This is a genomic window from Saccharopolyspora gloriosae (genome assembly GCF_022828475.1).
Classification (GTDB): Bacteria; Actinomycetota; Actinomycetes; order Mycobacteriales; family Pseudonocardiaceae; genus Saccharopolyspora_C; species Saccharopolyspora_C gloriosae_A.
Genome location: NZ_CP059557.1, coordinates 5,695,408 through 5,713,595, shown reverse-complemented (window position 1 = coordinate 5,713,595; position 18,188 = coordinate 5,695,408). Strand labels below are relative to the sequence as shown.

18 protein-coding genes are annotated in these 18,188 nt (G+C 69.8%); 13 read left to right on the top strand and 5 right to left on the bottom strand.

Features of this window, described 5'->3' with window-relative positions; translation table 11 throughout:
* Window positions 1–181 precede the first annotated feature (181 nt).
* Entirely contained in the window at window positions 182–1,909 is a 1,728-nt protein-coding gene (locus H2Q94_RS24960) for an alpha/beta fold hydrolase (protein WP_243789604.1), read from the bottom strand.
* A 181-nt stretch (window positions 1,910–2,090) separates the two neighbouring features.
* Here H2Q94_RS24960 and H2Q94_RS24955 point away from each other — a divergent pair, with 181 nt between their 5' ends.
* From H2Q94_RS24955 to H2Q94_RS24945, 3 genes are read left to right on the top strand one after another with little or no spacing between them, the layout of a single operon-like run.
* Window positions 2,091–2,510: a hypothetical protein gene (locus H2Q94_RS24955; RefSeq protein WP_243789603.1), complete on the top strand. Its 420-nt coding sequence runs from the start codon at window positions 2,091–2,093 to the stop codon at window positions 2,508–2,510.
* 33 nt (window positions 2,511–2,543) lie between these two features.
* Window positions 2,544–3,755: a sensor histidine kinase gene (locus tag H2Q94_RS24950; RefSeq protein ID WP_243789602.1), complete on the top strand. Its 1,212-nt coding sequence runs from the start codon at window positions 2,544–2,546 to the stop codon at window positions 3,753–3,755.
* Entirely contained in the window at window positions 3,752–4,402 is a 651-nt protein-coding gene (locus tag H2Q94_RS24945; protein ID WP_243789601.1) for a response regulator, read from the top strand. The genes H2Q94_RS24950 and H2Q94_RS24945 overlap by 4 nt, the downstream gene beginning before the upstream one ends.
* Here H2Q94_RS24945 and H2Q94_RS24940 read toward each other — a convergent pair.
* Window positions 4,395–4,889 carry an RDD family protein gene (locus tag H2Q94_RS24940; protein ID WP_243789600.1) on the bottom strand — a complete coding sequence of 165 codons (495 nt, stop codon included), beginning with the start codon at window positions 4,887–4,889 and terminating at the stop codon, window positions 4,395–4,397. The two genes, H2Q94_RS24945 and H2Q94_RS24940, sit on opposite strands and share 8 nt — an antisense overlap.
* 253 nt (window positions 4,890–5,142) lie before the next feature.
* Here H2Q94_RS24940 and H2Q94_RS24935 point away from each other — a divergent pair, with 253 nt between their 5' ends.
* The 7 genes from H2Q94_RS24935 (at window position 5,143) to H2Q94_RS24905 (ending at window position 10,933) form a co-directional block, all read left to right on the top strand.
* The gene (locus tag H2Q94_RS24935) at window positions 5,143–5,334 is read left to right on the top strand and encodes a hypothetical protein (RefSeq protein ID WP_243789599.1); all 192 of its coding nucleotides are present in this window, start codon (window positions 5,143–5,145) and stop codon (window positions 5,332–5,334) included.
* 364 nt (window positions 5,335–5,698) lie between these two features.
* The gene (locus H2Q94_RS24930; RefSeq protein WP_243789598.1) at window positions 5,699–6,157 is read left to right on the top strand and encodes a hypothetical protein; all 459 of its coding nucleotides are present in this window, start codon (window positions 5,699–5,701) and stop codon (window positions 6,155–6,157) included.
* A 254-nt stretch (window positions 6,158–6,411) separates the two neighbouring features.
* A complete protein-coding gene (locus H2Q94_RS30570) occupies window positions 6,412–8,037 on the top strand; it encodes a PPE domain-containing protein (RefSeq protein WP_258718628.1) in 1,626 nt (541 codons plus the stop codon).
* Window positions 8,038–8,082: 45 nt separating this feature from the next.
* Window positions 8,083–8,868, top strand: a complete 786-nt coding sequence (locus H2Q94_RS24920) for an ESX secretion-associated protein EspG (protein WP_243789597.1) — start codon at window positions 8,083–8,085, stop codon at window positions 8,866–8,868.
* Window positions 8,869–8,927: 59 nt separating this feature from the next.
* Window positions 8,928–9,311 (top strand): type VII secretion target, encoded by a 384-nt coding sequence (locus H2Q94_RS24915; protein WP_243789596.1) that lies wholly within the window; start codon window positions 8,928–8,930, stop codon window positions 9,309–9,311.
* 51 nt (window positions 9,312–9,362) lie between these two features.
* The gene (locus tag H2Q94_RS24910) at window positions 9,363–9,962 is read left to right on the top strand and encodes a YbaB/EbfC family nucleoid-associated protein (RefSeq protein ID WP_243789595.1); all 600 of its coding nucleotides are present in this window, start codon (window positions 9,363–9,365) and stop codon (window positions 9,960–9,962) included.
* A gap of 401 nt (window positions 9,963–10,363) precedes the next feature.
* Window positions 10,364–10,933, top strand: a complete 570-nt coding sequence (locus H2Q94_RS24905; protein ID WP_243789594.1) for a TetR/AcrR family transcriptional regulator — start codon at window positions 10,364–10,366, stop codon at window positions 10,931–10,933.
* A 155-nt stretch (window positions 10,934–11,088) separates the two neighbouring features.
* Here H2Q94_RS24905 and H2Q94_RS24900 read toward each other — a convergent pair whose 3' ends face one another.
* Genes H2Q94_RS24900 through H2Q94_RS24890 form a run of 3 tightly spaced genes read right to left on the bottom strand, consistent with a single transcriptional unit; the run spans window position 11,089 to window position 14,764 of the window.
* Window positions 11,089–13,206, bottom strand: coding sequence for a xanthine dehydrogenase family protein molybdopterin-binding subunit (locus H2Q94_RS24900; RefSeq protein WP_243789593.1), 2,118 nt, complete (start codon window positions 13,204–13,206; stop codon window positions 11,089–11,091).
* Window positions 13,203–14,195 carry an FAD binding domain-containing protein gene (locus tag H2Q94_RS24895; protein ID WP_243789592.1) on the bottom strand — a complete coding sequence of 331 codons (993 nt, stop codon included), beginning with the start codon at window positions 14,193–14,195 and terminating at the stop codon, window positions 13,203–13,205. Before H2Q94_RS24895 ends, H2Q94_RS24900 begins: the two co-directional genes overlap by 4 nt.
* Window positions 14,192–14,764 carry a (2Fe-2S)-binding protein gene (locus tag H2Q94_RS24890; RefSeq protein ID WP_243789591.1) on the bottom strand — a complete coding sequence of 191 codons (573 nt, stop codon included), beginning with the start codon at window positions 14,762–14,764 and terminating at the stop codon, window positions 14,192–14,194. Before H2Q94_RS24890 ends, H2Q94_RS24895 begins: the two co-directional genes overlap by 4 nt.
* Before the next feature lie 488 nt (window positions 14,765–15,252).
* Here H2Q94_RS24890 and H2Q94_RS24885 point away from each other — a divergent pair, with 488 nt between their 5' ends.
* The 3 genes from H2Q94_RS24885 to H2Q94_RS24875 all read left to right on the top strand — a co-directional run bounded on the left by H2Q94_RS24885 (window position 15,253) and on the right by H2Q94_RS24875 (window position 18,181).
* Window positions 15,253–16,671, top strand: a complete 1,419-nt coding sequence (locus H2Q94_RS24885) for an MFS transporter (RefSeq protein WP_243789590.1) — start codon at window positions 15,253–15,255, stop codon at window positions 16,669–16,671.
* A gap of 64 nt (window positions 16,672–16,735) precedes the next feature.
* Window positions 16,736–17,257: an anthrone oxygenase family protein gene (locus tag H2Q94_RS24880; RefSeq protein ID WP_243789589.1), complete on the top strand. Its 522-nt coding sequence runs from the start codon at window positions 16,736–16,738 to the stop codon at window positions 17,255–17,257.
* A gap of 87 nt (window positions 17,258–17,344) precedes the next feature.
* Complete coding sequence (locus H2Q94_RS24875; RefSeq protein WP_243789588.1) at window positions 17,345–18,181, top strand: class I SAM-dependent methyltransferase; 837 nt, start codon at window positions 17,345–17,347, stop codon at window positions 18,179–18,181.
* Window positions 18,182–18,188: the final 7 nt, after the last annotated feature.

Genomic DNA, 18,188 nt, shown 5'->3' with positions numbered 1-18,188 from the left:
TGCCGAGGTCACTGGTGCTTCTGTTGCTTACGGCGAGTTGGTTCGGGTGAGCGGACCGTTTGTCCAGGGGGATTGGGCGAGCGGTCCGTTCACTCCGTTGGAAGTGGCTGCGCCTGGGGTGCCGCAGCTTGTCGAGGTGGTTCGGGTGGACGGGCTGTTCGGCCGGCGGGGCAGGGGTGGGTCAGGCCGCGGGGTTGAGGTTGGCGCGGCTGATCTGGTCTTGCAGGGAGCGGCGCAGCTCGGGGTGGTCCGGGCCGGTGCCGGCGTCGGCGAGGAACGGCGTGGGCGCCGAGGTCACGGGACCGTCGACCGGGAACACCTCCTGCTCGCCGGGCAGCGGGACGGACGGGCACGCCGCGTCGGCGGGCCGGGAACCGTGCAGCAGAAACACGTTCACCATGCCGTCCACGCACGGGTTGTTCGCCATCGCGTACTGCCCGTGCGCCGGGGAGTCGTCCACCGAGACCATGGTGACCCCGTCGGCCGCGTCCACGGCGGAGGAGCCCTGCTCGTAAGCGGTCTGCGGGTCGAATTCGCCCTGGATCACGAGCACGTTCTCCGCCACTTCCGGCGGCAGCTGCGGCAGGTCCTGGCGAGGGGCGTCGGACCAGTACCCGCAGGTCTCGTTCAACCCGTAGGCCCAGCCGTTCAGCGGCAGCTCCGGCCCTTGGCGGTCGCTGAGGTCCTGGTACCACTGCGCGGATCGGGTCGGCTGGTCGCCGCAGGCGACGGCGAACCGCGTTCCGGTCACCGGCGCGTAGTCCTCGGCGAGCCCGTCGGCGACCTGTTGCGGAGTCAGCTCGGTGAGCGGAACGCCGAAGTTCGCCCGCGCCTGCTCATCGAGCATCGCCTGCAGTTCCGCGGATCGAGCCGGTTCCGGGGGCTGCTGCCCGTTCATCTCGTTGATGGCGGCCACGAACACGGCGCTCGACAGCGTCCAGCCGATTTCGCTGCCCACGCCGACGAACAACGCGTCGAAGTTGTCCGGTGAGACGCCCTGCGCGGCGTAGAACGCGCGCACGTCCTCCCAGGTGCGCCGGGCCGATTCGACGTCGGTGCCGACGAGTTCCGGGAACTGCCGGGTGGTCCACGGCAGGTACACCTCGTCGAACCAGCGCTGGCCGATGCGCGGGAAATCTTCGAACGCGGCCTGCAATCTGCCCTGCCAGTTCACGTTCGAGTCGAGGATCATCCGGCCCGAGCGTTCCGGGAACAGCGAGGCGTATTTGGCGCCGAGCCAGGTCCCGTAGGAATAGCCCAGATAATTGAGCTTCTCCTCCTGCAGGAGAGCGCGGATGAGATCCATGTCGTGGGCGGTCTGCCAGGTCGTGATGAACGGGGCGATGGCATCGCTCTGGCAGGCTTCGGCGGTGGCGCGCGGGATCTTCTGGTGTTCGGCGATGCTCTCGGCGGAGCGGTCTCGCGCATCCAGGCCGCCGCCCTGTGGTAATCGGTCGAGTGGGACTTCACATAGGAATCCCTGCTGCTCGGGCGCGCCTTCGTGGCCGGTTCCGCGCGGGTCCATGCCGATGAGGTCGTAGCCCTGGTGCAGTTCCGGTTCGAGTCCGGCGATCGACCCGGCGACCGAGCTGCCCTGCGCGCCGGGGCCGCCCGGATTCACCAGCAGCGACCCCAGTTTTTCACCGCCCGCCCGCACCCGGCTGATCGAGACCGCGAGGTCGGCTCCGGCCTCCGGGTTCGCCCAGTCGCGGGGCACCGTCACCACCGCGCACTCGGCGGGCCGGCTGCCCTCGGCCGCCTCGAACGGGCAGGGTGTCCAGTTGAGCTGCTGGTCGGCGTACTTCGGTGGGACGGTGTTCCCGGCCGCCGAGGCGACGCCGGGCAGACCGGTCACCGCCAGTCCCAGGCAGGCGGCGGTGAGCGCCGCCCGCTTCGCTGAATCACGCATCGAACCTCCCTTGGAAAGTGGTCGGAACGATTGTTCACGGAGGCGCTCATATTTGTGTATTGGACTCGAGGACGAATTGAATCGGCGCTGCTAGGTCGTGAGGATGAGCCGCATGGCCAAAAGTACGAAATGCTCCGGAAAAGCTTGCCGGTAATTCTTTGGGATGATTAGTTTTCCGGCCATGGCGACTTTGAACGTGCACACTCCTTCCGCCCCGTCGAGCATCAACTTCTCGGTGCTCGCCTACCTCGCTTCCGCGGTGATCCCCACGGTTTGGGGAACGATCCAGCTGCTCTCCGGTTCGCAGTCCCCGATGCCCGACGTGGGTCCGGAGCTGAACGACCTGCTCGTGAACATCGCGCTCGGGACGTCCGTGGTCACGTTGCTGATCTACGGGTGGCTGAGCCTGAAGCTGCGGACCGGCCGGAATTGGGCGCGGATCGTGCTGACCGTGTTCGCGGTGCTGAACGCGCTCGCGCTGTTCGGGCCTGCGGCCGATGCGGCGTCCTACGTCGGGGTGGCCCTGTCCACGGTCGGCGTGGTGCTGAGCTTCCTGCCCGACTCCAACCGGTATGTCGTGGACGTCAAGGCGTCGCGGTAATTTCCGTCCTCCACTGGGATAAGGTCGGTGATCATGAGCAGTCCGTGGTTCTTCGGGCCGCCCGCCCGGCGCGGGTTGTTCGCCGTGGAGGCCGTCGCGCTCGTGGTGGTCTTCCTCGCCGACGCGGTTTCGGTGGCGTGGCTGGACTCGCGCGCCTCGACGACCGCGGTGCTGCTGATCCCGCCGAGCGGCACCATCGTCGCGCTGCTGGCCGTGCTGCGGCGGCGGTTTCCCGCCCACGTCGGTGGGTTGGCCGCCGCGGCCATCGCGCTGAGCCTGCTCAGCACGGTGATCAGCGAAGGGCTCGTCCACGCCGGGTTCGCGACGGGGCAGGTGCCGACCGGCGCGGAGATCCTCGGCCTGTCGTTGCTGGTCGGCGCATGCTGTCGCCGGCTGCGCCCGCGGCCGGCGGTGCTGGTCGCGGTGGGCAGCGTGATCGCACTGGTGCCGGCCTCGCTGCTGCGCTTCGACGGCACCGCCCGCACGCTGATCACGGTGTCGGCCGCCCTGACCTGGGGCATCGCGCTGGCGATCGGCCTGGTGCTGCGCGACGCCGACAACCGCAGGCGCGGTGAACTCGCGGCGGTCCGCACCGGTGAGCGGCTGCGGCTGGCCAGGGAGCTGCACGACCTCGTGGCCTTCCACGTGAGCGGCATCGTGGTCCGCACGAACGCCGCCCGCGCCTTGGCGAGTAACCCTCGGGTCTCGCCGGAGGACCCCGTCGAGGTCTACACCGAGATCGAGCAGGCGGGGGCCGAAGCGCTCGCCGCGATGCGCAGGCTCGTCGGTATGCTCCGCACCGACGATGACGATTCCCTCCCGCACGGCACCGGATTCGGCGAAGCGGTGCGTCGCGCCGCCGGCGTGCACGCCACTGTGGACGTTGCCGCGGACCTCGACGAGGTGCCGGTGAACCCGGAGCTCGCGACCACGGCGCATCGGATCGTGCTGGAAGCGTTGACCAACGCGCGCAAGCACTCCCCGGACGCTGCCGAGGCCCGCGTGTCCGGTCACCGTGAGGGTGCGGATTTTGTGCTCGTCGTGGAAAACGACAACGTGCCGTCGGTATCGCCGGACCGCACGGGTTCCGGTTACGGGCTGGTCGGCATGGCCGAACGCGTGCAGGCCGTCGGTGGGACCGTGCAGGCCGGTCCCGCACCGGGACGGAGGTGGCGGGTGACCGCGCGGTTCCCGATCGCAGCTCCGCAGGACGCCGGCGGCAACGGCCAAGGAGGCCCCCGGTGACCATTCGCGTTCTCATCGCCGACGACCAGACGCTCGTGCGGACCGGGTTCCGGCTCATCCTCAGCGCCGAGCCGGACCTGGAGGTCGTCGGTGAGGCCGCGGACGGTGAGGCCGCCGTGAACATGGCTCGTGAGCTGCGGCCGGACGTGACGCTGATGGACATCCAGATGCCGAAGGTCGACGGGTTGCAGGCGACGCGGCTGCTGGCGGGGCCGGACGTGCCGGATCCGCTGCGCGTCGTCGTGGTCACCACTTACGACGTGGACGAGAACGTCTACGCCGCGCTGCTGGCCGGGGCACGTGGCTTCCTGCTCAAGGACGCCGGTGCCGCGCTGCTGGTCAACGCCGTGCACGCGGCGGCAGATGGGGAGTCGATGATCTCGCCGTCGGTGACCACCCGGCTGCTGTCGCACTTCACCCAGCCCGAGCGCCGCCGCCTGAGCCGCCGGGACACGCCGCTGAGCGAGCGGGAACTGGACACGGTGCTGGCGGTGGCGCGGGGGGCGACGAACGCGGAGATCGCCGCCGAGCTCCACGTTTCGCTGTCCACCGTGAAGTCGCACTTGGCGAGCGCGCAGCAGAAGCTGTCGGTCCGCAACCGCACGGAGATCGCGATCTGGGCCTGGCAGCACGGCCTCGTCAGTTGACGTCGGCCCGCACCACGCGGGTGCGGGCCACGATGTCGCCGGCCCGCTGGTGCTGCGGCGTCACGATGATCAGCACGATGCCGACCAGGCAGAAGAACATCGTGTCCACGGTGGTGAGCACCCACCGCGCGTTGTACTGCCCCAGGCCGGGCTTGTCCCCGTCCATGCCGATCAGGCGCAGCTTCAGCCAGCGCATCGCGGGGGTCTGGTCGCCGTGCCGGTACGGGAACCACACATGCCACCACCACGCGAACACCATCGTCACCAGGAAGGTGACGCAGAATCCGGTGACGATGCCGGCGAAGCCCGATACTCCGAATTGCCGCACCAGCCATGCGAGCGGGAGCACGAGCGGCGCGAGCAGCACCGAGATCGTGGTGCGCACCACGGCGTCCAGCCCGATCTGACCGAAGCGCCTGCGCAGGAAAGCGGGACCGGTGTTCGCCGGATCCATGTCGGCGGTGTGCTCCGCACCGATCGGCACCATGCGTTCTCCCCAAAGCGGAAACGATCCGCCGATGGTACTCGGGTCCGCGGACGTTGATAGCGGCCCACTGCGCGTCGGTTGCGTTGCCGGACAAGGGAACCGGGCGGTTCGCGCGGGTTCGTACTTTCGGCCGGTGCGTCCGGAACCGGTTCGTCCTCCGGCCCGATGTGCTTGCGGGCGCCCGGCGGAAAGATTCAGTGGTGACAGCGAACGAGATCGCGCCGCAGCGGTGCGAGAACGAACGGAGCAGAGCATGTCCAAATCGACCCGCCGCAATCTGGCCAACTTCTTCGTGCTCGCGATGTTCTCCATCGCCGTGGTGCCGACCCTGATCAATGCGGAGCAGTGGCAGCTGATGAACTACGTGATGGCCGTCGCGCTCGGCGGCGGCGTGGTGTGGGTCGTGGCCGACCTGGTGCGGTCCGCCAACGGATCGTTGCGCTGAATCCTCGGCCAGGGAGCGGAAAACGATGCCCGGGGCCGTCCGGGTAGGATTCCGCCGTCCGTCCGGTGCGGCGATGCAACCATGCCGCTCCGGCCGACTTCTAATCGAATTCTTGTCCTGGCCTGGGAAATCGCAGGTTCGTCCAACTGGCGGACGTGTGAGCGAGCCGGAGGTTGAGTCCTCAGCGGAATTTCCGCCGTATCGGGTCGATCTGATTGCCGGGTGGTAACGATCACCGTGACCACCCTGTTGTTGATCAGAGTCATTCCGGTAGATCTTGTATCACCGGCAGGCGCCCGTTCCGGGGGGTTCGGTTCCGCCGGGGCATGTCGTGTCCGGGATTTGTGAGCTCCGAGGGGGAGTCATGAGCGGCGGAGAGGAAGCTGAGCTGCGACCGGTGCAGGCCGGTACGGAGCCGGCGCAGCCGATGAAGGTCGCGTCGAAGCGCCTGCAGGCCTCGGCGGCCGCGGTCGGCACGCTCCGCTCGGACGTGGCGTCCGGACGGCTGCAACTGGATCCCGCCGCGGGCCGCGAAGTCCGGGAGCTGCTGACCGACCAGATGGATCAGGTCGACGCCTGGTTGCGTCGGGCCGACGACCTCGGTCGTCGCGCGCCGCTCGGGCAGAACCCGGTGGCCGAGGCGATGGCCGGGAAGTTCGTGGATCGGACCACCAGCGAGGGCGACTCGTTCACCGGCGTGCTCAAGGAGTACCGCCGGGTGCTCGACGAGGCGCAGGACGCGGTGGGCGAGGCGATGCGCCAGTACCAGACCTCCGACGAGCACGCCGTCGACATGTTCCAGAAACTCAAGTCCCAGCTGTGAGCAGCACGTGGTGGCGGTCAGGGGGAGTCGCCTCGGCCGCCATTGCACCTCGACGCCGACCGTTCGCGGCGCCGGTGCCGGACCGTTGACGGGCCGTGGCGACCGGTCGCCATCGCGGAAGAGTCGTGCGAGGCCGAGTCGCGCGGCAGGAGAGTCCACGGGCGTCCGTGCCCGTCCTCGAACTTGATTCTCGAACTTGACTTGGGTGTGCGGCCGCCGGGCGCGGTCGCGGCTTGAGGGGGAAGAACCAGAACATGACGCAGGAAGATCAGGGCACCGGCGAAGCGACGCGGGCCAAGCTCGGCACGGCGGCCCCGGGCACGGACCTGGTGTTGCGGGACACCCAGAACTGGAGTTCGCGCAGCCACCGCGAGCTCTACGAGGCGGTGCACAACGACAACGAGCCCGGCCGGGTCGGCGAGCTCGCCCAGGACTGGTCGCGGATGGGCACCGAGATCGGGGATTCCTCCCAGCGCATGGCCGAACGGCTGCGCGGCACCGAGGAGGGCTGGCAGGGCGAGGCGGCGCAGTCGGCGCGCGGCGCGATCCACGAGCTGGCCCGCTGGACCTCCGACGCGGGGAACACCGCAGGCGACCTCGGCAAGCGGATCGGCGAGCAGGGCCAGGTCATGGAGGCCGCCAAGACGAGCATGCCCGAGCCGAAGGACGTCGAGTTCAAAGACGAGATCGTCGGCGTCTACGGCTCCCTCGGCCGCGAGAACGGTGCCGGTGTGCTGATGGGCATCGTGGCCGCCATGAAGGACATGAAGCAGCAGCAGGATAAGGCGGACTCCGCCCACGATCAGGCCGTCGCCGTGATGGAGCGGATGGAGAGCGATTCCCGCGTGGTCGACGGGAGCACTCCCCGGTTCGAGCCGCCGCCGGACCCGATCAGGGACGGCGAGAAGGCGGGCGTCAAAGCCAACAGCGCCTTTCAGCCGAATGGGACGCCTGAGAGCACCGGGTCCGCGGGTGCGTCCGGGCCGGGACAGGCGCCCGGTGTTCAGCAGCCCGTGACCCCGGGCGGGGAGCCTTCCGCTCCCGGCGCCGCGGTCCCGCCGATCGATCCGCAGCAGGGCGGCGCGGAGGCCACGAAGCGGATGGCCGCGCTGAACACCCCCGCGTCGAACACGTCGGCCAGTGCTCCGCAGCTGGAGCACACCTCGCAGGTCTCCGGTGACAAGGGCGGTTCGAACCAAGGCGCGGGCGCTCGTGTGCCCTCGCTGGACGGTTTCGGCGGCGGGAACAACCAGGGCAAGAGCCCGGTGGACCGGAAGAACGGTCCGGAGAGCACCACCTCGCAGGGCTCCGGTCCTAAGGGCAAGACTTCACCCAACTCGGTCGATCCGCCCACGATCAAGCACCGCCCGGTGCCGAAGCTGGAATCCCCGGACACTCCCGGGGCGGTCCGGTCGCGCCAGGTGGTCGCAGGCCCGGGCAAGGCCCCGGCGGCGGTACTGGGCCGGGCGGCACCGGGCAGGGCGGTCGTTCGGGCTGGAGCGGTGCGATTCCGCCCATCCCGAGCACGGGCGGATCCGGTTCGGGCGGATCGCTGGGTGCGGGTGGCGCCGGTGGATCGCAGGGTGCGGGCGGTTCTGGTGGAGCCGGAGGCTCGCAGGGTGCGGGCGGTTCCGGTGGTTCGAACGTGGGTGCCGGCGGCCGTTCTTCGGTGGGCACGGGGTCGACGGGCGGCCCGGCCGCTGGTCCGGCCGGTGGCGGCTCGGCCGGTGCAGGCGCCGGTGCCGGTGCTGGTGGTATGGGTGCGCCGGGGGCGGCGGCCGGGCGCGGTCGTGGCGGTGAGGACGAGGAACGCCGGGCGAAGTACGTGGAGAGCACGCCGATCGTCGAAGTTCCGGGTGCGGACCTGCCGCCGCCGGTGATCGGTGGCGGCAAGCCGAAGAAGAAGGACGGCTGAGACACCGACGATGAACAGCAATCCGGAATGTGTGCTGTCCGCCTACGAGTTCGACCTGGTGGCGGGTTCGCTCGGGATGCGCCGGGCGCCGTACCCGCTTCGGGTACCGAGCATCGGGGCGACGATGGAGGAACGCGCCGAGCTCACCGGTGAGGTGTATCGCAAGCTCGCCGCCCGCGATCTCGTGTCGGGCGATCGGCTCGACGACGAGCTGGAGGGTTTGCTGCGGCTGCTGGGTGACCACGAGTTCTCGGTGGACGTCGTCGGTGTGGCGGACGGGCCGTTGCGAGCGTTGGCCGCGGTGAACGGGCGTGCCGGGGTGCTCGCGGTGCTCGCCGACGATCAGGTGCGGTTGCAGGGGTTCCGGCCGCGGGCGTTGGCGAGCGTCGCGGTCGGGGTGCTCGCACCCGCCGATCCGGGCCGGGGACGCGGGTTCACGGTGCGCAAGGAGTCGCTGGAGAAGGTCGCCAACGACGACGATGATTTCGGGGACGACCCGTTCGGTGGTGATCTCGACGATCGCACGGCGTTGCTGCGCACGGGAATGTCCGCCGAGGACGTGGACGCGTTGCTGGAGTTGGCGACGAATCGCCGGGCGGGCGGGCAGATCGGCGTGTCCCGCGGTGCGACGCGGGCGGCGACGCTGGTCACTTGGTTCGACACGCATCAGGGCCGGTATTTGATGGTCAACCAGGGCGAGTGGCTGAGCATCATGCCCGCCGATCACAGCCGCATCGAGCAACGCGTCGCCGACGTCCTGTCCACAATGGACTTCGAAGACCTGCTGGGCCGCTGAGCCGCACCGCCGGCGGTTCCCGCGCGCGGCACGGACATTCATCGTGAGGAGTTTCGGACATGCCCTACGAAGTCGTCTCGGAGGAGTTGCGGGCGCACGCGAGCCATCTGGACGCGCTGACCGACCGGTTGGACACCGCGGTCTCGGCGGCCAAGGAGGTCAGCATGTCCGACGAGGCCTACGGGCTGTTGTGCTCGTTCCTGCCGCCCATCGTGAATCCGATGGAGGAGGAGGGCGTGACCGCGCTGGAGGCGGCACGCGAGGGCGTTGAGGTCACGGCGGAGAACATCCGCAACACGGCGAAGGAGTACGACTCCAACGACGAGGACAACGCGGAGTCCTTCCGGCAGTTCGAGCGCCAGCACCTGCCCGAGGGCAAGTCCGCGCAGCAGTTCACGCTCAAGAGCGCCGCCCACGGCGGTCAAGCGCCGCAAGACGCCTGAGCGGCACCCGAACGGATTTCAGCAGTACTGAGCATGTGATGGAGGCGGACCATGTCCGGACCCGGTGGATTCGCTGCGCTCGGCAGTGACCCGGACGAGGCGGAGCGGCGCATCGAGCAGTGGGCGCAGGGCTTCGCGCAGAAGGCCCAGCGCTACCAGGCGGTGCGCGAGCAGACCGAGCAGATCCGGTTGACGGCCACCGGCCCGGACGGCCGGGTGAAGGTGACGGTGCGCGCCGATGGCAGCGTCACCGACGTGCAGTTCACCGAGAAGATCCGCTCGATGCCGCTGCAGGAACTGTCCGCGCAGATCATGGACACGATGCGCAAGGCGCAGTCCGACATCGCCGCCAAGGTCGGCGAGGTGATGACCGAGCAGCTCGGCGATGAGGACCAGCAGACGCGGTCGATGATGTTGGACAACCTGCGGGAGCGGTTCCCGGAGGAACCCGACGAGCCCGAGGCCGAACAGCCGGACTCCGGCAAGTGGGCGCCACCGGAGGACGACGACCCGAAGCCTCGGCCGCCCGCGGCACCGCCCGCACCGCCGAGCGCGAACCCGTCCGCGGCGCCGAAGAAGCCGCAGCGGCGCAGGCCGGTCGATGACGACGACGGGGACTTCGGCCCCGACTTCGACCCGTTACGGGACTGACCCGCGCTCCTTGCGCTTCCGGCGGCATCTGCACCGCGGGCGAGGTCCGCACCCTGGTCCGCGGTGCAGCACGTCGGCGCTTCTGCCGACCGGCCGTTCCCTCCAGTTCGACTACGACGCCGTCGCCAGGGCCATCTCTCGCACGACCCGCTGGGACTCGCGCCTACCCCGAACTCGCGTTCCTGCGTCAGCAATCCCACGGCCGCGACGGACCACCTGCTTGCTCGTCCGCACACCGTCCGTGCGTCGAGGTCCCCCGGGAGCCAGGAGAGGGGAATAAGACGCGTGCGGGGCTTCCCGCCGCGTCGCTGCGAGCCCGTCGTGAACACGATCGTTCTCTCCGGCCGGTTCGGCGTTCCGGGTGCGGAAGCCGTGATCGGGGCATGGGGGAGAATCGCCGCATGTGCAGGGAGTCCGGCCGCCCGCTGCGGGCCGACGCGCAGCGGAATCGGGACAAGATCCTCTCCACCGCTGCGCGGATGTTCGCTGAGCGGGGGTTGGACGCGCACCTCGATCACATCGCGAAGGAAGCGGGCGTGGGGTCCGGGACGCTGTACCGGAACTTCCCGACCAGGGAGGCGTTGATCGAGGCCGCCTACCGGCACGAGCTGAGCCGCCTGTGCGATGCCTCGCCGCACCTGCTCGCGACGTTGCCGCCGGGGGAGGCGCTGCGGGCCTGGATGGGCCGCGCGCTCGACTACGCGACGGCGAAGCTGGGGATGGCCGATGCGCTGCGGGCCGTCATCGACTCCGGCGGGGCGCCGTATGACAAGAGCAAGGAAATGCTGCTCGACTCGATCACGCCGCTGCTGGACGCGGGCGCCCGCGCCGGAGTGATCAGGGACGACGTTCCGGCGGCGGATCTGCTACTGGGCCTGTTCGGCATCGCGATGGCCGCCGGGGGAGACGAGCACCGGGAGCAGGCTGAGCGGCTGCTGGACCTCCTGTTCGACGGCCTCCGCGTCCGCTGACGCCGGCAGGTCAACGCAGCATTCGACCGGTCGCATCGGTCGAACGGTCCATTCCCCCGCTATCAGCGAGTGGCGCTCCCTGACCAGCAAGAACGGCGGCCCGCCCACCCCGTTCCGGAGTGAGCGGACCGCCGAGATGATCACTTTGCCGCGAACTACCCGGCCGCGTCGAGCACCCGGTCGAGACTGATCGGCAGGTTCCGGTGGCGCACACCGGTGGCGTGCCACACGGCGTTGGCGATGGCGGCGGCGGTGCCGACGATGCCGACCTCACCGATGCCCTTCACCCCGGACGGGTTGTCCTCGTCGGGATCGTCGACCCAATACGTGTCGATCTCGGGCACGTCCGCGTGCGCGGAGATGTGGTACCCGGCGAGGTTCGCGTTGGCCTGCCTGCCGGTGGCGTCCCGCACGCCTTCTTCGTGCAGCGCCATCGACAGCCCCATGATCATGCCTCCGGCGAACTGGCTGCGCGCGGTCAGCGGGTTGATGATCCGCCCCACCGCGAACGTGCCCAGCAACCGCCGCACCCGCACCTCGCCGCTGGTCACGTCGACCGCTACCTCGGCGAACTGGGAGCTGAACGAGTGCCGTTCGAGCTGCTTGCGGGCGCCGATCAGCTCGGTGGTGTCGGCCCGCGCGGTCACCGGTGCCCGCTCACCGGCGGCGAGCTTCTTGTGCAGCGCCGCGGCCGCTTCGATGATCGCGAACGACCAGGACTCGGTGCCTCGGGAGCCTCCCGCGAGGAAAGCGGGGCCGAAGTCGCTGTCGGCGATCCGGATCCGCACCGCCTCCAGCGGCACCTCCAGAGCTTCCGCCGCGACCTGGGACAGCGCGGTGCGCGCCCCGGTGCCGATGTCGGCGGCGGTGATGCGCACTTCGTAGGTGCCGTCGGTTTCGGCGGTGATGGCGGCGGTCGAGGGCATCGGACCGGCGCCGAACGAACCCGCGGCGACGCCGGTGCCGAGCAGCCAGCGCCCGTCCCGGCGCATCCCGGGACGCCGGTCCCGCTGCCACCAGCCGAAGCGGCTCGCGCCCTGCTCCAGGCAGTCCACCAGCCTGCGGCTGCTGAACGGCGTCCCGGAGACGGGGCCGACGGCCGGCTCGTTGCGCAACCGCAGCTCCACCGGGTCGACGTCGAGCTGCTGCGCCAGCTCGTCCATCGCCGACTCCAGGGCGAACGATCCGGGGGCCGCGCCGGGTGCGCGCATCCAGCCGGGCGAGGGCACGTTCAGCGGCACCACCTTGGTGCGGGTGCGGATGGCTTCGGACGCGTACATCACGCCGGTGAGTTCGGTGCCGAGCTCCACGAATTCCTTGATGGTGGAGGTGAACGAGCGCGACTCGTGGTCGATGGCGCGCAGCCTGCCGTCGGCGTCCGCGGCGAGCCGCACGCGCTGCTCGGTCGCCGACCGCAGGGAGGTGATCGCGAAGACCTGAGGGCGGGTCAGCACCACCCGCACCGGTCGCCGCAGCCGGGTCGCGGCCATCACCGCGAACACCAGCTGCGGGCCGATCGCTTTGGAACCGAAACCGCCGCCGACGTGCTCGGAACGGACCCGCACCGACGCCGGGTCGAGATCGAACAGCGTCGACACGACCTTCGCGGCCAGGAAGGAACCCTGGTTGGCGTCGACCACCTCCAGCCGCCCGTCCTCCCAGCGCGCCATGGACGCGTGCGGCTCCATCGCCGTGTGGTGCTCTTCGGAGGTGGTGTAGCTGTGGTGGACGACTGCCGCGGCCCCGTCGGCTTCGGCGTCCACGTCGCCCTTGTCGACGGTGCCCGCGCCCTGCGGCGCGTACTCCGCGGGGTGATCGGCGCGGAACTCGGAGTCGTGCGGTTGCTCTTCGTAGGTGACTTCGAGGGCGTCGGCGGCGGCACGGGCCTGCTCCGGCGTCTTCGCCACCACGAGCGCCACCGGATGTCCCGCGTACTGCACCCGGTCGTCTTGGAGCAGCTGCAATCCCGGGTCGGGACCGAAGATCCCGGCTTCCGGGTTGAGGCGGGGCGCGTTGCCGTGGTGCAGCACGGTGAGCACGCCCGGCATGTCCAGCACCGCGTCCTCGCCGATCGAGGTGATCCGGCCGCGGGCAATGGTGGACAGCACCAGCGAGCCGTGCGCGAGGTCCTCGATGGGGTGGTCGGCGGCGTAGCGGGCCTCGCCGGTGACCTTGGCGCGGCCTTCGAGCCGGGTGCGCGCGGAGCCGACGGTTCCGGTGTCGGCGGGGGCGGTCGGGCCTGCGGTGCCCACCCGTGGGTCGGTGGTGGTCATCGGGTGGTCTCCTCGGTGAGTTCGGTCAGCACGGTCACCACCAGGTTCCGGATCAACGGCACCTTGTAGCCGTTGTGCGGCAAGGGTTTCGCGGCGGCGAGCTCGGTGTCCGCGGCGGTGGCGAACTCCTCGGCGGTGGCGGGCCGTCCGAGCAGCGCCCGTTCGGCTGCGTGCGCCCGCCACGGCCGGTTCGCGACCGCGCCGAATCCGATCCGCACGTCCTCGACGACTCCGTCGCGCACGTCCAGGGCGGCGGCGATGGAGCCGTTGGCGAACGCGTAGGAGGCGCGTTCGCGCACCTTCCGGTAGCGCGACCGGGTCGCGATCGGGGCTGCGGGCAACGTGATCCCGGTGATCAGCGCACCGGCGGGCAGCGTCGTCTCCTCGTGCGGGCTGTCCCCGACCGGCCGGTGTAAGTCCGAATAGGACAGTTCGCCGGCGCCGTCGGCGGTCTCGTAGGACACCACCGCGTCGAAGGCGGCCAGCGCCACTCCCATGTCCGACGGGCTGGTCGCGGCGCAGTGCTCGGACCAGTCGAAGATCGCGTGGTTGTGGTGCTCGCCCTCGATCGCCGGGCAGCCGCTGCCGGGCACCCGCTTGTTGCAGGGCTGCGCAACGTCGGCGAAGTAGCCGCAACGGGTGCGCTGCAACAGGTTCCCGCCGACGGTGGCCACATTGCGCAGTTGCCCGGAGGCGCCTGCCAGCACGGCCTGGGCGAGCGCGGGGAAGCGCCGCCGCACCTCGGGATGGTTGGCCACGTCGCTGTTGGTGGCGGTCGCGCCGATCCGCAGGCCGCCGTCCTCGGTGACCTCGATGTGGTCCAGCGGGAGCCGGCGCACGTCGATGAGCTGCGGCGGTGTCTCCACCCCGGTCTTCATCAGGTCCACGAGGTTCGTGCCGCCGCCGAGGAACCGCGCGTCCGGGTTCACCGCGAGCAGCGTGGTGGCCGTGCGCACGTCGGTGGCGCGGCGATAGTCGAATTCCCTCACGCCGAGACCTCCGCTCCGTCGCGGGACACGGTGCTCTCGGCTTCGCGCATGGTGGCGGCCTGCGCGACCGCCCGCACGATCGAGTTGTGGGCGCCGCAGCGGCACAGGTTGCCGCTCATCCGCTCGCGGATCTCCGCGGCGTCCAGTGGTGGCGGGTCGGCTTCGGGCCGGACGTCGTCGGTGGCGGCGCTGGGCCAGCCCGCGGCGTGCTCCTCGATGACGGCGACGGCCGAACAGATCTGGCCGGGAGTGCAGTAGCCGCACTGGTAGCCGTCGAAGTCCAGGAACGCCTGCTGCACCGGGTGCAGCCGGTCGCCGGTGGCGACGCCTTCGATGGTGGTGACCTCGGAGTCGTCGACGCCGACGGCGAACTGCAGGCAGGACACCGCCCGCTTGCCGTCGAGCAGCACGGTGCACGCGCCGCACTGCCCTTGGTCGCAGCCCTTCTTGGTGCCCATCAGGTCGAGGTCCTCGCGGAGCGCGTCGAGCAGGGTGGTGCGGTTGTCGACCGTGAGCGAACGCGTTTCGCCGTTCACCCGCAGCGTGATGGTGGAGCTGTGGTGGGACATGGAGTCTCCGTCGGTATCAGACAAGGACGGGAAGTGACGTCTCGCGATGGTTCCGGAGCGTGCCGAGATGGCGACCTTCTTGCTCGGGACACCGGCACGGCAACGGGCGAATGCGGTCGCGGTGGGTGCTGCCGATCGCCGCGACCGGCCGGGGCATCGAAGGTTCCAGCAGAATCCATTCAAGCGGGGACGTCTCCACTTAACTGTATGCGACCTTCGCGGACCCGGCAAACCGCTCAACGATCAGTCGTGCCCGAAAAATCCCGCAGCCGGAGACCGATGTCCGAACATTCGGCGGCGCCGAGCCACGGCGACCACATCAAGATGTGCGGCGCACCCCCGGGTGTGAGGCTGGGCGCCGAGGTCGGGGACCGGCGCAACGTCCACCGAGCGGCCGGGGCGGTGAATCCGAGGCGAACCGTCCCGCATGCCGTTGATCGATCGTGGGTACTCGATGTCCGGGACACCCGACCTGGGAGGGACAGCCGATGAACGCACGAGGCCGGCGCAAGCGCGGACAGCGCTTGGAGGACGCGGTCGACATCGTCGAAGAGGGCAAAGTCCGCCGGGCGGTGACGGCCGCGGGCATCGGCAACATGATGGAGTGGTTCGACTTCGGCGTCTTCAGCTACCTGATCGTGATCACCGGGCAGGTCTTCTTCCCCTCCGGAAATCCCACGGTCCAGCTGCTGGCGACCTTCGCCACCTTCGCCGTCGCGTTCATCGTCCGGCCGCTGGGCGGATTCGTGTTCGGCCCGCTCGGTGACCGCCTCGGTCGCAAACGCGTCCTGGCCATCACGATGATCACGATGGCGCTCGGCACCGTGGCCATCGGATTCATCCCCTCGTACGCGACGATCGGGATCTGGGCGCCGATCCTGCTGCTGCTCGCCAGGGTCGTGCAGGGCTTCTCGACCGGCGGCGAGTACGGCGGCGCCACCACGTTCGTCTCGGAGTACTCACCCGACAAACGACGCGGATTCCTGGCGAGCTGGCTGGAGTTCGGAACGCTCACCGGCTACGCGCTCGGGGCCGCGGTCGTCACGGGCCTGCTCACCGCGCTGGGGGAGCAGGAGATGGTGAACTGGGGCTGGCGCATCCCGTTCCTGCTGGCCGGGCCGCTCGGCGTGGTCGGCCTGTACCTGCGGTTCCGCCTGGAGGAGACACCCGCGCAGCAGCAACAGGAGTCCTCCGAGGACCACGGCGCCGAACGCGGGCTCGGCGTCTACCGCACGATCTTCCGCGACCACTGGCGTCCGGTGCTGACCTGCGTGTCGCTGGTGGCGGTGTTCAACGTCGTCAACTACATGCTCACCTCCTACATGCCGACCTACATCACCGCGGACCTGCACTACGCGCACACCTCTGCGTTGGTGTTCGTACTGGTCACGATGCTGGCGATCATGGGTTTTGTGGTGCGCCTGGGCCGGATCTCCGACAAGATCGGCCGGCTGCCGATCGTGGCCGTCGGATCCGGTGCGCTCGTCGTGCTGTCCTGGCCCGCGTTCTGGATGATCAGCCACGGCTCGGTCGGAGCCGTGATCGGCGGGCTGATCATCATCGGGCTGATGCTGATCTGCTTCAGCTCGACGATGCCCTCCACGCTTCCCGCGCTGTTCCCCACGCACGTCCGCTACGGCGGCGTCTCGATCAGCTTCAACATTTCGGTGGCGATCTTCGGCGGCACCACCCCGTTGATCTCGGAATCCCTGGTCAGCGCAACGGGATACATCACGGCTCCCGCATTCGTGCTCATGGCCGCCGGGTTGCTCGGCCTGATCGCGTCCTGGTTCGCGAGGGAGACCGCGGGCCGCCCGCTGCCCGGAGCGAAACCCACCGCGGGCTCCCGGGAAGAGGCCCGCGAGACCTTGGAAGAACAACGCGGCGAAGTGGAAGGAACGAGTTGACCCGCCCGGGCGAACGCGGCGAATCCGGGGCTGCGGCGGGGATTCGGCCACGGAGGCGGTGACGATGATCGATTCGCGGCGAGCGGCGACGGTGGTCCTGCTGCTGGCCACTGTGGCCAACGGCTTGCAGGCGGGCACCTACTACATCTTCGCCTGCGGAGTGATGCCCGGCCTGGAACTGGGCGACGATCGCACGTTCGTCGCGGCGATGCAGCAGTTCAACGTGTCCTTCATCAACCCGTGGTTCCTCGCGACCTTCCTCGGCGCACCTTTGCTCGCGCTGATCGCGGTCGTCACCCACCGCCGCACGCGACCGGCCCTGTGGGCGTGGGTGACGGCCGGGTTCCTGTTGGCCATGGCCACCGTCGTGATCACGTCCGTGGTCCACTTCCCGCTCAACGAAGCGCTCACCGCCGCAGGCCCGCCCGATCGCGCGCCGAACCTGCACGCCGTTCGCGAGGCCACCGCCTCGACTTGGAGCGGCTGGAACACCGTCCGCGCCGTCACATCGACCGCCGCACTGGCGGCCCTGTCCTGCGCGCTGCTGATATCAAGCGGTCAAGACCGATCGGAGTCCCGCCGCTGAGCACGGTGGAAAATCAGTTGTCCGCTTCCCTCCGTTCGGGATACAACGCCGTCGGTCCGCGCACTGATTCCGCAGAAAGGACAGGCCATGCACGAGACCCAGGCCGTCGCCGCCAACCGGGCGAACTGGGACGACCGAGCCGACGTGTACGTCCGCTCGCAGATGTACGACGTCGACGGCTTCCTGTCCGACCCCACCGCCATCTCTTCGGTGGTGCTCAACGACCTGTCGGTGCTGGCCCCGCACCTGCCGGAAACCGGTGTCGAGGACAGGTCGCTGCTGCACCTGCAGTGCCACATCGGCCAGGACACCCTTTCCTGGGCGCGGCTCGGCGCCGTCGACGTCCACGGGCTCGACTTCTCACCCAACTCGCTGCGCCACGCCGCCCGCCTCGCGCAGGCCGACGGCCACGACGTCACGTGGGTGGAGGGGGACGCGCGGTTCGCCTCGGAGTTCGTCGACCGCCGCTTCGACGTCGTCGTCACCAGCGCCGGAACCATCGTGTGGTTGCCGGAGCTCACCGCATGGGCGCGGTCGATCCACGACCTGCTCGAACCGGGCGGGGTCTTCGTCATCCGGGACGACCACCCGATCCTCGGGGCGATGGCCTTCGAGCCGTGGGAGATCACCGACGACTACCTCGGCGGCGGTGGCGCCGGCACCTACGACGACGGGGAGACCTACGCCGGGGAAGCGGACGGACAGATCACCAACGTCACGGTCCACGAGTGGCGCCACGCCCTGAGCGACGTCATCGGCGCGCTGCTGCAGGCCGGACTCCGCATCGAAGCGGTCAGCGAGCTGCCCTACATGGATTGGCCCGCGTTCCCGGCTCTCGTCGCCTGCCCGCAAGGCTGGACGTTGCCCGAAGGGGCGCCTCGGATCCCGCTGAACTTCGCCGTCGCCGCCCGTCGACCGGAATGACGCCGCA

Coding starts and splice junctions, on each gene's coding strand:
- H2Q94_RS24960 (WP_243789604.1), bottom strand. CDS start 1,909: ATGCGTGATTCAGCGAAGCGGGCGGCGCTCACCGCCGCCTGCCTGGGA.
- H2Q94_RS24955 (WP_243789603.1), top strand. CDS start 2,091: ATGGCGACTTTGAACGTGCACACTCCTTCCGCCCCGTCGAGCATCAAC.
- H2Q94_RS24950 (WP_243789602.1), top strand. CDS start 2,544: ATGAGCAGTCCGTGGTTCTTCGGGCCGCCCGCCCGGCGCGGGTTGTTC.
- H2Q94_RS24940 (WP_243789600.1), bottom strand. CDS start 4,889: ATGGTGCCGATCGGTGCGGAGCACACCGCCGACATGGATCCGGCGAAC.
- H2Q94_RS24935 (WP_243789599.1), top strand. CDS start 5,143: ATGTCCAAATCGACCCGCCGCAATCTGGCCAACTTCTTCGTGCTCGCG.
- H2Q94_RS24930 (WP_243789598.1), top strand. CDS start 5,699: ATGAGCGGCGGAGAGGAAGCTGAGCTGCGACCGGTGCAGGCCGGTACG.
- H2Q94_RS30570 (WP_258718628.1), top strand. CDS start 6,412: ATGACGCAGGAAGATCAGGGCACCGGCGAAGCGACGCGGGCCAAGCTC.
- H2Q94_RS24920 (WP_243789597.1), top strand. CDS start 8,083: ATGAACAGCAATCCGGAATGTGTGCTGTCCGCCTACGAGTTCGACCTG.
- H2Q94_RS24915 (WP_243789596.1), top strand. CDS start 8,928: ATGCCCTACGAAGTCGTCTCGGAGGAGTTGCGGGCGCACGCGAGCCAT.
- H2Q94_RS24910 (WP_243789595.1), top strand. CDS start 9,363: ATGTCCGGACCCGGTGGATTCGCTGCGCTCGGCAGTGACCCGGACGAG.
- H2Q94_RS24905 (WP_243789594.1), top strand. CDS start 10,364: ATGTGCAGGGAGTCCGGCCGCCCGCTGCGGGCCGACGCGCAGCGGAAT.
- H2Q94_RS24900 (WP_243789593.1), bottom strand. CDS start 13,206: ATGACCACCACCGACCCACGGGTGGGCACCGCAGGCCCGACCGCCCCC.
- H2Q94_RS24890 (WP_243789591.1), bottom strand. CDS start 14,764: ATGTCCCACCACAGCTCCACCATCACGCTGCGGGTGAACGGCGAAACG.
- H2Q94_RS24885 (WP_243789590.1), top strand. CDS start 15,253: ATGAACGCACGAGGCCGGCGCAAGCGCGGACAGCGCTTGGAGGACGCG.
- H2Q94_RS24880 (WP_243789589.1), top strand. CDS start 16,736: ATGATCGATTCGCGGCGAGCGGCGACGGTGGTCCTGCTGCTGGCCACT.
- H2Q94_RS24875 (WP_243789588.1), top strand. CDS start 17,345: ATGCACGAGACCCAGGCCGTCGCCGCCAACCGGGCGAACTGGGACGAC.